11 protein-coding genes are annotated in these 13,479 nt (G+C 42.0%); 5 read left to right on the top strand and 6 right to left on the bottom strand.

Annotation, left to right across the window (positions count from 1 at the left end; all coding sequences use genetic code 11):
- Positions 1-53: 53 nt before the first annotated feature.
- From BP97_RS0103935 to BP97_RS0103910, 5 genes are all read right to left on the bottom strand, one after another.
- Positions 54-1,865 (bottom strand): EAL domain-containing protein, encoded by a 1,812-nt coding sequence (locus BP97_RS0103935; protein ID WP_028547933.1) that lies wholly within the window; start codon positions 1,863-1,865, stop codon positions 54-56.
- 61 nt (positions 1,866-1,926) lie between these two features.
- Entirely contained in the window at positions 1,927-2,049 is a 123-nt protein-coding gene (locus tag BP97_RS40100; protein WP_156043137.1) for a cyclic lactone autoinducer peptide, read from the bottom strand.
- Entirely contained in the window at positions 2,039-2,602 is a 564-nt protein-coding gene (locus BP97_RS39530) for an accessory gene regulator B family protein (RefSeq protein ID WP_081823923.1), read from the bottom strand. Before BP97_RS39530 ends, BP97_RS40100 begins: the two co-directional genes overlap by 11 nt.
- Positions 2,599-3,270, bottom strand: coding sequence for a hypothetical protein (locus tag BP97_RS0103925; RefSeq protein ID WP_028547932.1), 672 nt, complete (start codon positions 3,268-3,270; stop codon positions 2,599-2,601). Before BP97_RS0103925 ends, BP97_RS39530 begins: the two co-directional genes overlap by 4 nt.
- A 2,448-nt stretch (positions 3,271-5,718) precedes the next feature.
- On the bottom strand, positions 5,719-6,372 hold the full coding sequence (locus BP97_RS0103910) for a helix-turn-helix domain-containing protein (RefSeq protein WP_036745466.1): 654 nt from the start codon (positions 6,370-6,372) through the stop codon (positions 5,719-5,721).
- Between the two features lie 199 nt (positions 6,373-6,571).
- Here BP97_RS0103910 and BP97_RS0103905 point away from each other — a divergent pair, with 199 nt between their 5' ends.
- The 3 genes from BP97_RS0103905 to BP97_RS0103895 all read left to right on the top strand — a co-directional run bounded on the left by BP97_RS0103905 (position 6,572) and on the right by BP97_RS0103895 (position 10,492).
- Positions 6,572-7,009, top strand: a complete 438-nt coding sequence (locus tag BP97_RS0103905; protein ID WP_028547928.1) for a hypothetical protein — start codon at positions 6,572-6,574, stop codon at positions 7,007-7,009.
- Positions 7,010-7,178: 169 nt separating this feature from the next.
- A complete protein-coding gene (locus tag BP97_RS0103900) occupies positions 7,179-9,218 on the top strand; it encodes a glycoside hydrolase family 15 protein (protein ID WP_028547927.1) in 2,040 nt (679 codons plus the stop codon).
- Positions 9,215-10,492 (top strand): glucose 1-dehydrogenase, encoded by a 1,278-nt coding sequence (locus BP97_RS0103895; protein ID WP_081823922.1) that lies wholly within the window; start codon positions 9,215-9,217, stop codon positions 10,490-10,492. The genes BP97_RS0103900 and BP97_RS0103895 overlap by 4 nt, the downstream gene beginning before the upstream one ends.
- A gap of 54 nt (positions 10,493-10,546) precedes the next feature.
- Here the strand turns inward: BP97_RS0103895 and BP97_RS0103890 are convergent, their stop codons facing one another.
- Entirely contained in the window at positions 10,547-11,407 is an 861-nt protein-coding gene (locus tag BP97_RS0103890; RefSeq protein WP_028547925.1) for an AraC family transcriptional regulator, read from the bottom strand.
- 90 nt (positions 11,408-11,497) lie between these two features.
- Here BP97_RS0103890 and BP97_RS0103885 point away from each other — a divergent pair, with 90 nt between their 5' ends.
- Both BP97_RS0103885 and BP97_RS0103880 read left to right on the top strand, forming a co-directional pair.
- A complete protein-coding gene (locus tag BP97_RS0103885; protein WP_028547924.1) occupies positions 11,498-11,935 on the top strand; it encodes a disulfide oxidoreductase in 438 nt (145 codons plus the stop codon).
- 119 nt (positions 11,936-12,054) lie between these two features.
- Positions 12,055-13,353, top strand: coding sequence for an alpha-glucosidase/alpha-galactosidase (locus BP97_RS0103880; RefSeq protein WP_028547923.1), 1,299 nt, complete (start codon positions 12,055-12,057; stop codon positions 13,351-13,353).
- Positions 13,354-13,479: the final 126 nt, after the last annotated feature.

Below are 13,479 nucleotides of genomic sequence, written 5' to 3'. Positions count from 1 at the left end.
TTATAAACGTAAAAAAGAGAAAAAAGTTTCAGTACAGGACCGCACTTTTTTCCCTATTTCGGCAAAAATAGCTGTTTATTCTCTTTTAGCATGATTTCAAATTCATCCACAGAAGTCGGCTTGCTGAAGACGTAGCCTTGAATTTCATCGCATCCTTGGGATTGAAGAAATTCGAGCTGTTCCTTAGTTTCTACACCTTCCGCCAATGATTTAATTTTTAATTGATGCGACATGGCGATTAGCGCGGTTACGATCGCTGCATTATCTTCGTCCGAGGTGACGTCGCGAATGAAGGACTGGTCGATTTTTAACGTGTGAACACGGAATCTTTTCAAATAGCTTAGGGAGGAATAACCTGTACCGAAATCATCAATGGAAATTCGGACACCTAGCTCTTTTAGTTGATGCATCGTCTCAATAACTTGAGGGATATTGTTCATCGCGACATTCTCCGTAATTTCCAAGCATAAATACTCAGGTTCGAGTCCGGTTTCTTTCAAAATATGTTGAATCAACGGAATAAATTGCGGCTGATGGAACTGAATGGCCGAAATGTTCACAGACACACACAACGGTGGGTAACCGGAACTAGCCCATTGTTTATTTTGTATACAGGATTGCTTAAGAATCCAACTGCCGATAGGAATAATAAGCCCGGTTTCCTCGGCAAGAGGAATAAATTCAGCAGGAGAAATCATACCCCACTCCGGATGCAGCCAGCGTACGAGAGCTTCCATTCCGCAAATGTTGCCGGTTCTCAGGTCCACTAGCGGCTGGTATAAGATACGGAGTTCATTTCGTTCCAGCGCTTTGCGCAGATGAATCTCCATATTTAGCTTGTGCAAGGAACGTTTATTCATGTCCGGATGGTAATAATGATACGAATTCCCACCTTTCTCTTTGGAGCGGTACATGGCGTTATCGGCGTTTTTTAACAGCGTTTCCGCGTCGATTCCGTCATTCGGATAAAGGCTGATTCCGATGCTGGCCGTAACGAACAGCTCATGCTCTTCAATCAAGAAGGGTTCTTTGACGAGATTTAAAATTCCTTTGGCCAGCTGTGCTGGTTCGTCAATATGGCTGCTTCGAGAGAGCAGCACCATGAACTCATCTCCGCCAAAACGGGCGACGACATTGTGCTCTTTTACATATATTTGAAGCTTGCGCGCCAAGGCTTGCAAGAGCTGATCTCCTATGTGATGGCCTAACGTATCGTTAATAACTTTGAAGCGGTCCAAATCAAAAAAAATGACAGCCATTCGATTCCCATTCCGCTCGGATTCTTGAAGACAGGCTTTGAGACGATCATCAAAATAGAGACGGTTAGGCAGCTGCGTTAACGAGTCATGGTAGGCCATATGAACGATTTTTTCCTCAGCCCGTTTCCGCTCATTCATCGCTCGGATGGTCGCGTAAGAACGAAGCAGCTGATCGTCTTGAGTCTCATTAACAATACGGGCAAACAGTTCATCGTGTTGAATGGGATTGTGATCGGCGGAAGAGGGGTCAGCAGTCGTAATTAACTGCATTACGTTTTCGATATGTTCTTTGTGAATACGTGCGGCAGAGGCTGTTTTGGAATGCTTGCGGTCTTTTTCGCCTAAGTAGACGATACCTTTTTTTGTATCATAATCTCCTACGTGGTTCATGTTGACGATATTCGCGCTATCTAAGAGCCGAAACCCATCCTCGAACAGCCATTCTTCCAAATTGTCGAAAGAAAAATCAAGATAATACTGCTGATCCTTCGTGTGAACTACGATTTCACGATCGCGAATCTTATCGATTTTGACAACACTGCTCGAATCCAAGATTATGATTTCCGACCCTCTCTTGCCGTCTCGTGTCACAGGAATTTTCTGCATGAAATTCAGCTCCATAAGAGAAGGATTAATTAGGCTGTCATTGCGTGACAGCCCCCAGGTGTTATTTTTTTAGTAGTTCTTGTGGTGTTTCTGGGCGGTGAACGGAAATTGAATTAGTAGTAACAAATAAAGCAGCCAAAGTCATAAGAATTCCATTTGCGAAGATTGCGAGTTTATTTTTCATACACATACCTCCTTTCTACAAAGTCTCTAATTGTATAAGAGTACTTTGTTGTTAAAAATGCTTGTATAAAAAAAGCAGCTGTTAGGATAGTAGATTGAAAATAAAAATTAGAAGAAACAATTAATATTGCTAGTATTCGCAAAATCGGATAATATTTTGGATTAATCTTGCTAATATCCTGTATGTTATTAGGTGCAGTTATATAAAATGTACATATTGAAACGATGTCAAGAAATATAAATAAACTATTGTAATTAAAATTGGTAATTGCAATGCTATTAAATATAATTATCGATAATAAGCAGCATGATAAAGAAGATGACATATGAAGTCCGCCTGTAACAAATCTAATAAGCATATAGGCAAAAATTCCAACTAAACATTGTAGTAAATGACCGGTAGCTAAACAAATTATCATTGAAATGACTATGGATAAAGAAGTATTTATTAATAGAATTAATGAATATTTTAATGCAATTTCCGATCCAGCACCTGAATGATTGTTTCGTATGCTTTTAGCAATATATTCCGCAGATTGATCGATAAAATTCATTTTCGTGACAACCTTTCACGTCTATTCTTCCATAATTTTTGGTTATGTTTATAGGAAAGGTATATTCCGGCTAGAAAAATGATTCCAATAAAGATAGGAACTATTATATGCAGTTTAGATTCCTTGAAGGTTACAGTTTGAATCTGAATGATAACAACTGCAATAACCAATACGGCAGACAATAAGAAATTATATCCTTTCTGCGCATCATTAATGGTTGTGTGAAAACCTAATTTATATTTTTGTAGTGGGTATACTAATAATAGTAAGAGGGCTGAAACAATCAACTCACATAAAATAAACTGAGATAGGGACGTTTGAAACTTTTCTGGTGAAAATAAATTTAAATAGGTACCTATTGATACCACTATTCCTTCAAAAAGTGTTGTTGCTAGTGAGCCAATAATAAAGATTAATATTGAAAAGATTAATGGAAGACCAAAAAATATTGTAATTAATACAATCCCTGATGCTATGACAGGAATTGCAGCAAGTCCTGGTTCATTTATAACATCTCTAAAATAGACGGAAATAAGAGCCATTATAAATGCAATGAGGGCAACTTTATGTAATGAATAACGAAAATATATACGAAACAAAGATAAGCTTACTAAAATCATTGATGCAAACTCTATAGCATTTGCAATTATTTTGGCGAAATAAAACATTCTGATGCCCCTTTAATCAAAAATATGTGTCAAAAGTAATGTATAAGTTGAATTAAGTTCAGTTTAATACAGTATTGTTTACTTAACAAGTAGAAAATTGTCGAATAAAGCGCTTTCCAGCTACGAGTATGTATCATATTGGGAAATGTGACCCGGTAGTGAGTTTGAAAATTACAAATACAAATGAATCATTTGTAACGTAAAATTTATTCTTTCATCTCTTTTTCATAGGACATATGTATTAGGTATAGAAAAATAAGAAAGGACACTGAGAGAACGAGGAGAACGAGTTTGTCATAAAAGATGAGTGTAAAACTAGTAATATAAAGCAGTAATGCTCCGAGAAATAAAAAAATGTAAAACTTAATGGAAAGCTTTGAATATTTTGTATTTGAATTCTTTGAGTTAATAAATGTAAATCCAATTCTATATTTTTGTAAGATAAGAGATAATATGATATTTACAAAACATAAGAAGTAGCCTTGAAGCAAATAATCGTTGCGGATTATTGTAATGAATTTCTCATAATCAAAACTAGCTAGTACTAAATTTAATGCTGATTCTAACAAAACGTTGGCGCCAAATGAGATAGAAACAAAAAGTAATGAATGCCATATGTTTAAACGATATATTAAATAAACGCAAAGAAGAAAGCATAAAGGTTGAAGGATAGATAGTAAATATATTAATTTGAATGTTTGGAGTAGTAGTGAGACTTGGGATAAAATTATTGAACTTAGAATTATATGAGTTTTAAATCTATTGATTTTTAAACGAAATATGGATAAACCGAAAGATTGCACTGTAAACCAATAAAATACGTGTAGTAGTGTAGAAGTTAGCTGTTCCATTTTCGAAATTCTCCCGCTAAGAATAGTTATTTTTCAAAACCTAAAAGTGCACCTAATAGCCTCTCGTTACTCCATCATTTCTTTCTCATGGGATAGATGTAAAATAAAAATAAGTATAAAGAATGTGATAGTAATGGATAACATGATAAAAATATGCAATGGTTAAACTGGTTATCATTATCGGCAGCCAACCCAGAATAACCATTAAAACTAGTTTTTTCGGAAAAAGATTTTTTGAATCAATCTGCTGCTTGAAACAAAGGTGAAGCCAATTCTATAAAAGTATAAAAGTATTGCAATCAAATAATTAATCGATGTAAGAACTAAGCCCTGGATAAAATAATCGTTTCTTGAAATCCTTACAAACTCAATATAATTAAATTGGGATAGAATTAGGTTGAAGCTTGATTCCAGCCACAACATTCAGCCCGAATATCAGAGTTGCCATAAGGAAGGACTGGACTAATTTGAGTCGATAAAATAGCCAAAAGCAAAGCAAAAGAATAATAGGATGTAAAATTGACATTAAGAAAACAAGCTTGTAAGTTTGCAAAAAATATGAGGTTTGCGTAAGAACTAATGTGCTAATTATAAGCTCTCTTAAATACAGTTGAGGTTTAACTCAAAAAAGAACAAGACCCATCAATTGAAGAGAGGGCCAGAATACTAAATATAACGCAATTATCTTGGACTGCTCCAAAATGCTAGCTCCCTCCTAATCAGAAACATCCTTCAAATAAGAAATATGAAAAATAACACTGAGTATAATTAAAGCCCCTCACAAATTACTCCGAAAGTTCCTTCTTGTAAGATAGATGGAAAATTACGGCTAATAAAATAAAAGTAATTCCATAACTAGCCATGATCCACTTATTCCAAATATACAAAGAAAGGCTAGTACAACCCAAAGAAATGACTCCTATAGTCAATGCGGTAAGTATCATTTTTGGCATTGGCCTATTGGAGGAATGACTTGATAGGAAGGAGAACCCAAGTCTGAATTTAACTAATATAAACACACTTAAGAAACAAAGAAAAGAGACCGCAAATCCTTGAATAAAGTATTGCTCCTGATAAATATTTATAAAGTCGTTGTAATTAAAACCAGATAAGATCCAATTGAAAAAGATCTCAAAAGCAAGGGCCATCGTATAAGCTAGTACTACCATGATACAGGAATAAACCCACTTAAATCTAAAAATCAACCATAGGCAAAGAAAAAAACATATAGGCTGTATACTCGTAACTAGAAGAGCCAAATGAAAGCTCTGAATGATATATGTAATTTGGGAAAGCAGCACGATAGAAATTAGCATTTGAGGTATATATTTTTTTGTTCTAATTCGAAACAATGCTAGGCTTAAAGAAAGCATCGATGCCCAAGTTATTCCGAAAATAAGAAGTTCCCAAAGCTGCTGCATATGTTCACCAATCCTTAATAAAAATAAGCCTAATTGCACTCATATAGTACAAATAGGCTGAACACTATGTCAATATATTATTTAGATTAGTCATTATACTATAGAACATTCATATAGATATTTAGTAGATACGAAGCGCTATCATTTTCATATATCTAGTATAGATTGATTAGATTTTACCCCTTTATAAAAGCAGGATTCATTCCAGCAGTTTTACCAAAGGAGAATTCCAAACTGGTCTGATTGTTATTGGCAATTTTACGAAGAATCAGATCATGGTACTTGCGCTGGCGCAGGGCGGACATCGATACGAAGAGGCCTTCTCCCTTACTATCGAAATACAGGTTTCCGTTCTTCTCATCGTATTTGCGGATATGCTGAAAGTTTGCATAGATGTCAGCGTCGACTTTCTTGTATTCCTGCTCGTCGAGCTTTTCGAGAAACTCGCTGAAATCTCTTAATGAATCAATGCTGTGTTTCACTTTCATTTCCTGATTACAATACATAATTTCCTTGGTTCCTACCTCTATATAATAAACGGAAGCCAAATCTACATTTATATTTGAGCTTGTAGTAGCGTTGAAATCTTGAGCTTTCAAGTGTCCGGCTTTGATCATCAAATCGGTGTAGGGATAGTTATAAGCATCGGAAAGTTTTTTGAGAGTGTCGGGCGATGGGGTAATCTTTTCGTTGGTGGAGCGGTTTTTTTCCAACTCCAAATCTCGAATATATGCGTGTGATAGTCCACTTTTTTTGGCTGCTTCTCTTAATGACATGGAACCGCGCAAGCCTTCTAAAAATTTACCGAATTCAGGGATAGGTTGTCCCATTTTGTAAATCACCTCTTTCTTTGTTTATTGTAAAGGACAAATTCACGAAAAGAAATAGCTCTTAGAAAAAAATATAGTGAATTAGTAGGCATGAATCTAAAAAATAATTAATAAAATGAAGTAAATCTTGACGGAGTGTAGTATAAATACTACATTTAGCATAAAGGGCTGCATTTCATCATGGAGGGGGATCATGGAGATGAGAGATAAAGTCATGAACCGTTGGAGCACTTATGAGCCCTTTTATGTGGCATTTAACGGTTACAAGATTGCAGATATCGTTATAACGAGTCATGCCATATCCCGCTGGTCTGAACGTGTTGAGAGCGATCAAGGCGGAATCGAGCATATTTGCTCCTATTTATGGGATGCTTTGAAGTTTGAACGCATCAAGCCGTATTACGAGAATGAAAAAGACGTTTATTTAATCGATGAAGATTTGGTTATGGTTGCCGAGTTTATGATGATTAAGGACGAAGTGGATATCGCAGGGAATCCTTTACATAAAATGATCGTCGTAACCTTCCTGGGCAAAGTTTCTGAAGACATTCAATTACGGGATTTGAAAGCTTACTATTCTTGGCTGCGGCATTCGCGGCGGATGACTTTGGTCAAACATGGTCGTAAACGCAAATAATGGATCCGTTAAAAGAAGTATGCAGTTCATCGGCTGCATGCTTTTTTTGTTTGTGTTTTATTCTTGTTCTTGCAATGCATTGCATGATGAAGAACTTTACGGTTTACTTGCATAAATTAGGCTTGTATTCGGGGAAATTAGGTGGAGATAGGAAGGAGGATCAATGATTATGGCGCGTGATTTACCTTTGGGTAACGGCAATGTGCTGGTGAATTTTGATACAAGCTATAATGTACGCGATATGTATTACCCATATGTCGGGCAAGAGAATCAGGCTGCAGACCATTTATCTCATTTTGGTATGTGGACGCCGGAAGGTTTTTTCTGGATCGATAATCCGGAGTTGAAAAAGAGCTCTTCTTACTTGAATGATTCCATGATAACGAATGTGGAAGGGATTCATGAGCGACTCGGACTAAAGCTTCTCCTCCGGGACGGGGTGGATGTGCAAGAAAATGCGTTTGTGCGTAAGGTTGTAGTTGAAAATACGAGGCAGCAGGAGCGGACGATCAAGCTGTATTTTCATCTTGACCTGCATTTGTACGGGAATGGGGTTGGGGATACGGTCTATTACGATCCTGATCTTCGTTCGCTTATTTTTTATAAAGGACACCGCTACATGTCGCTTTCCTGCTGCGGAGCCGGCGGTAAGAATATCGGCTGCACTAGCTATGCGATTGGTCAGAAGGAAATGAACGGGATGGAAGGTACATGGAGAGATGCGGAGGACGGTCAGCTTGGACGCAATCCAATCGCACAGGGCTCTGTTGACGGCACCATTGAGCTAGAATTGAAGGTTCCGGCCAGCGGTAAGACGGAAGCATGGTTCTGGATTTGCTTTGGCAAATGCTTGGAGGAAGTGACTGGAATGGAACAGAAAATCCGTGAGGTCACGCCGCATACGCTCCTTCAAAGAACCTATAATTATTGGGAGCAGTGGCTCGCCAAAGACCGGCATGATTTGAGCTTGATTGATAAGGACATGGCCTCTTTTTATAAAAGAAGCTTGCTGGTTGTAAGAACCAATATGGATAACCGGGGAGCTATTGTAGCTGCTAACGACTCGGATATTTTGAAATTTGCGAAAGATACTTACTCCTATATGTGGCCTAGAGACGGAGCTTTGATTGCTCATGCATTGGACAGGTCGGGTTACTTTTCGCTGACGAGCAAGTTCTATGATTTTTGCAAGCGGGTGATTACGAAGGAAGGATTTCTGCTCCATAAGTACAATCCCGATGGTTCCGTAGGCTCAAGCTGGCACCCTTGGATTAATGCAGCCGGGGAAAAGCAGTTCCCGATTCAAGAGGATGAGACGGCTTTGGTGCTGTACACGCTATGGCATCACCATCAATTGGCCAAAACACTGGATAGCGCAAGGGATGATTACGATAAGTTCGTGGTGCCTGCCGCTGGATTTTTGGCTAGCTATAAGGATGCGTCAGGTCTTCCTCTTCCTTCGCACGATTTGTGGGAGGAACGGTATGGTGTTCATGCATTTACAGTTGCCAGTGTTTACGCTGGACTCCTAGCGGCAAGTAATTTCGCTGAATATTTTCAGGATAAAGCCAGAATGGTCTATTATAGGGAAGCTGCAGCCAAGGTGAAAAGCGCGGTGGAGCAGCATATGTATTCCGAGCAGGAGAAACGGTTTGTCAGGTCGTTGTATTGGAATCGTGAGAAAAATACTTATGAACCCGATATGACATTGGATGCGAGCATGTATGCATTGTTTGATTTTGAAATGTTCCCGGCGGAGGATCCCCGGATTGCCGCCACGATGAAAGCGATACGTGAGAAACTGTGGATACAGACGGAGGTAGGGGGGATCGGCCGATACAGTGACGATTATTACCATCAAGTGACGCAAGACATAGGAAAGGTTCCCGGTAATCCCTGGTTTATTTGCACGTTATGGTATGCGGAATGGGTTATTGCCTTAGCCAATAACGAGGGTGAGCTTAAGGAAGCGGAAGATTTGATCCGCTGGACAATGAGTCATGCGCTTCCATCGGGCATTCTGGCTGAGCAAGTGCATCCTTATACAGGGGAACCGATGTCCGTATCGCCTCTCACATGGTCTCATGCGTCGTTCGTTAAGGTCGTTCAGGAATACATGTCCAAGCTGAAGCAGTTGAAAAATAAAGGGACCGGCAAGGAAGACGTCAGTGATGCGAAGGTGCTGCAAACCTCGGGAGCTTCGCAATGAAGACGGTACGGTTGAACGGGCTTCAGTCTCAGGCGGCAGAGGCAAATCCGGTTGCTGCGCAGCAGGGACAGAGGCAGATAAATGAGCGCAAACAGCAAGTAGCTCCTGAAAAGGGCGAAGGCAGCGTCCGGCTTGAACTGATAGAGGTGGAGCAGCCGATTCGGAAGCAGCCGGACGATGTGTTGGTACGGCTGTTGTGTGTAGGTCTCGATGGTACCGACCGGGAGCTAATGACCGAGAAGTATGGGGTTCCTCCCGAAGGGGAGGATGGTCTGACAATCGGTCATGAGTCGCTAGGCGTCGTAGTGGAGGCCGACGAGAACTATGGTCTAGCCAAAGGAGATCTGGTATGTGCACTGGTGCGCAGACCTTGCAGCGATCCCATGTGCGTGAACTGCCGAAATGGACATGCAGATTTCTGCGAAACCGGCCACTACGTCGAACGGGGCATTAAAGGCAGGCACGGTTATTTATCAGAGTATTATGTTGAGGAGGCTCGATACCTGGTTAAGGTACCGCCTGCTTGTTTATCTTATGGCGTTCTGACAGAGCCGCAGAGCATCGTGGAAAAGGTGTGGGATGAGGTTCAGCGCATCCAGCAGCGTCTAATTTGGCAGCCCCGGACGGTGCTGGTGTTGGGCTCAGGGCCGCTCGGCCTGCTGGCGGCCTTCACTTCACGGTGTCTCGGACTCGACACCGTGGTGTGGTCCAAGTCGCCGGCGGACAGCACGGCGGCGGAGCTGGTTCGCGCCTGCGGTGCCGAGTACCGGCAGGCTGGGGAGGCCGGCGGCGCAAGCGGGCAGAGCTCGGAATCCGCTGAGACGCTCAGCGGATTCCTGGAGCGGAGCGGCAAGCGCCCCGATATGATATTCGAATGCACGGGCTTCAGCCCGCTGGCATTCGAGGCAATGATCGCACTCGGTCCGAACGGAGTGCTCGCTTTACTTGGCGTTACGCCAGGCAGCCGGACCTTGAAAATCTCCTCGGATATGATCAATCAGGAGCTGGTTTTGGAGAACAAGTGTGTACTGGGCTCAGTGAATGCCTCACGTAAAGATTTTGAAACTGGGCTGTACCGGCTCCAGCAAATGGAAGAGAAGTTCCAGGGCTTGCTAGGCAAAGTGATCAGCGATAGGTTAACCTTAGAGCAGGTGCCTGAGCTGGACTTCAACCGCATTGAGATTAAAGCGGTCGTCGATCTGGTTCCGCAGCCTCAATGGCAGGACTTCTTAAGCGAAAACTCAAGTCAAGTTGAATATAGCTTCTCTGTGTAATCAAAAAAAGAGCGATTTCTAGGCCAAACGGCCTGAATCGCTCTTTCTTTGTTGTTATTGGCTGCAATCATAAGGATTCATCGTTTGATCCTGACGGTATTCAGAAGGGGATCGACCGAACCACTTCTTGAACTGCTTGGAGAAATACAGCGGGTCGCTGAAGCCGACGGAAGATGCCACCTGCTCAATGGTGAGCGAATCCTGCAGCAATATTTTGGCGCGCTCCATACGGATTTTTAATAAAAAATTCATAGGGGCCTGTCCGGTATGCTGCTTGAACATTTTAGACAAATGCGTCCGATGATATCCTAGGCTTTGGGCCATGGATTCGATAGAGATAGGTTGATGATACTGAAGGGTGAGCCAACGAATCGCCTGCTCCACCTGCTGCTGGATTCCGGAAGCCTCCTCCTTCTGAATGCTGCCCTGAACCAGCTCTTGGGCATATTCAGCCAGCAGCAGGCGCATATAGCCTTCGGACTGCATATCGCAGTGGGACAAGCGTTTGCGAAGCGTAAGCTGAATCTGCTGATATAATGCCTGCATTTTGCGGTGCTGCTGTGTTAAAGCTACCGGTTGATGCTGAGATATTCCGAAACCGCTTAAAAATTCATCCGTCCGGGTACCCTTGAATCCTACCCAGCGGTAACACCAAGGGTCCTTTTCATCTGAAACATAGCTGACCAGTTCACCGGGAAAGATGAAGAAGCTGCTGCCTTTTTCCAAGTGATAATCCGTTCCCATGCAGCGAAAGGTGCCGCGCCCTGATACAACATAGTGTACTAAATAATAGTCGAGAACCTGGGGGCCGACCCGATGCAGCGGCTTCGTCTGAGATTGACCGCTGAACAGAACCGCCAGTTCTCCTTTCCCGGGGCGAGGGTTAAAGGAGACGGAATGATGGGATTCCCTCATATGGAACACCTCGATCAATTTTGATATGATGAGAATAAAGTATGAACTGAAAGATCGTATTTCAAGCTGCTTGGGGAGAGAGTCGAAACGATGAATTGGAACCGATTTGTGAAAGAAAATGCACTACATTTGTCATGGGTTGTAGCAGTTGCTGCAATGTTAGGCAGCCTATATTTTTCCGAAATTTTGCACTTCTTGCCTTGCAAACTGTGCTGGTATCAGCGCATTCTAATGTACCCTCTCGTGATTATACTCGCCATCGCCGCGGTGCGCAAGGACACAAAGCAGTACCTTTATGTGCTTCCTCTAAGTGTATGGGGAATGGGAATATCGCTTTATCATTACTTGATGCAAAAGACTTCATGGTTTAAAGCTGCTGCGACAGGATGCGGCCCAGTTCCTTGTGATGTCGATTATATTAATTGGCTAGGCTTTATTACTATTCCTTTTCTTGCGTTGATAGCCTTCGCATTGATAACGATTTTGCATTTGATGCTGCTAGTAGCTGAGCGCAGAAGCTCTGTTTAATACTGAACTACATTTATCCATGTAAAAGTGGGATGTCTCCATATGCATTCTTGGTTCCAGCAAGTATAGTCTAAGTAAGGATATTCAGACTAAGTTGAACCGAGGAGGCAATCATTATTATGTCAAAGATTACTTTTCTAGGAGCAGGCAGTACGGTATTCGCTAAAAATGTGCTAGGGGATTGTATGATGACCCCGTCGTTGCAAGGCTTTGAACTGGCATTGTTTGATATCGACCTGGAACGATTGAAGGATTCGGAGAATATGCTGAACAACCTCAAGCTTTCCACTGGAAGCAGCTGCGTAGTGAAAGCGTATACCGACCGTAAAGAAGCTCTTCGCGGCGCGAAATATGTAGTTAACGCCATCCAAGTAGGTGGTTATGATCCTTGCACTATTACCGATTTTGAAATTCCTAAAAAATACGGCTTGCGACAAACGATCGCCGACACAATCGGGATTGGCGGTATTTTCCGTAACCTGCGGACGATTCCTGTCATGCTGGATTTTGCCAAAGACATTCAGGAAGTATGTCCGGATGCATGGTTCTTGAACTACACGAATCCGATGGCGGTTCTGACTAACGCGATGAACACTTATGGCGGTGTGAAGACCGTAGGTCTTTGTCACAGCGTGCAAGGCTGTGTGTCTCATCTGTTCAAAAACCTGGAGATGGATTCCACAGGTGTTAACTGGAAAATCGCAGGGATCAATCACATGGCATGGCTGCTTGAAGTGACCAAGGACGGGATCGACCTGTATCCGGAAATTAAACGCCGCGCCCGCGAGAAGCAGCAGGAAAAGCATAAGGATATGGTCCGTTATGAAATGATGTTCCGCTTTGGCTACTATGTGACGGAATCTTCCGAGCATAATGCCGAGTACCACCCGTACTTTATTAAACGGAATTATCCTGAGCTGATCGATCGGTTCAACATTCCGTTGGATGAGTATCCTCGCCGCTGCATTCGTCAGATCGATAAGTGGAAGACGATGCGTGAAGAGCTCGTGAACAACAAAAATCTGGAGCACAAACGCTCCAAAGAGTATGCTTCATATATGTTTGATGCGATGGAAACGAACACACCGTTCAAAATCGGCGGCAATGTGATGAATACCGGCTTGATTACCAACCTGCCGAAAGAAGCTTGCGTCGAGGTTTCCTGCCTAGTTGATGCCGATGGCGTAACACCTACCTATGTAGGGGACTTGCCTCCACAATTAGCGGCTTTGAACCGCACCAACATCAATACCCAGCTGTTGACGCTGGAAGCGGCTATTACCGGCAAGAAGGAGCACATCTATCACGCAGCGATGCTTGATCCTCATACAGCGGCAGAGCTATCTATCGATGATATTGTTGCCATGTGTGACGATTTGATCGAAGCTCACGGCAACTGGCTTCCGAAGTTCGTATAACTATTAACGAGATTACTCCCTTTGGCGAAGGCCGGAGGGAGTTTTTCATTGTCATATCAAGGGCGATTTGGTAAAATATATACGAACAAAAATTCGCATTGATCGATCTATTTTATCCAAAAGGGG

This window comes from Paenibacillus sp. UNC451MF, from assembly GCF_000686845.1.
Lineage (GTDB): Bacteria > Bacillota > Bacilli > Paenibacillales > NBRC-103111 > Paenibacillus_S.
This window is presented reverse-complemented; position numbering and strand designations above follow the sequence as displayed.

What these genes read in the sequence shown, in the direction of transcription:
- BP97_RS0103935 (WP_028547933.1), bottom strand. Translation starts at nt 1,865, where the DNA reads ATGCAGAAAATTCCTGTGACACGAGACGGCAAGAGAGGGTCGGAAATC.
- BP97_RS40100 (WP_156043137.1), bottom strand. Translation starts at nt 2,049, where the DNA reads ATGAAAAATAAACTCGCAATCTTCGCAAATGGAATTCTTATGACTTTG.
- BP97_RS39530 (WP_081823923.1), bottom strand. Translation starts at nt 2,602, where the DNA reads ATGAATTTTATCGATCAATCTGCGGAATATATTGCTAAAAGCATACGA.
- BP97_RS0103925 (WP_028547932.1), bottom strand. Translation starts at nt 3,270, where the DNA reads ATGTTTTATTTCGCCAAAATAATTGCAAATGCTATAGAGTTTGCATCA.
- BP97_RS0103910 (WP_036745466.1), bottom strand. Translation starts at nt 6,372, where the DNA reads ATGGGACAACCTATCCCTGAATTCGGTAAATTTTTAGAAGGCTTGCGC.
- BP97_RS0103905 (WP_028547928.1), top strand. Translation starts at nt 6,572, where the DNA reads ATGAGAGATAAAGTCATGAACCGTTGGAGCACTTATGAGCCCTTTTAT.
- BP97_RS0103900 (WP_028547927.1), top strand. Translation starts at nt 7,179, where the DNA reads ATGGCGCGTGATTTACCTTTGGGTAACGGCAATGTGCTGGTGAATTTT.
- BP97_RS0103895 (WP_081823922.1), top strand. Translation starts at nt 9,215, where the DNA reads ATGAAGACGGTACGGTTGAACGGGCTTCAGTCTCAGGCGGCAGAGGCA.
- BP97_RS0103890 (WP_028547925.1), bottom strand. Translation starts at nt 11,407, where the DNA reads ATGAGGGAATCCCATCATTCCGTCTCCTTTAACCCTCGCCCCGGGAAA.
- BP97_RS0103885 (WP_028547924.1), top strand. Translation starts at nt 11,498, where the DNA reads ATGAATTGGAACCGATTTGTGAAAGAAAATGCACTACATTTGTCATGG.
- BP97_RS0103880 (WP_028547923.1), top strand. Translation starts at nt 12,055, where the DNA reads ATGTCAAAGATTACTTTTCTAGGAGCAGGCAGTACGGTATTCGCTAAA.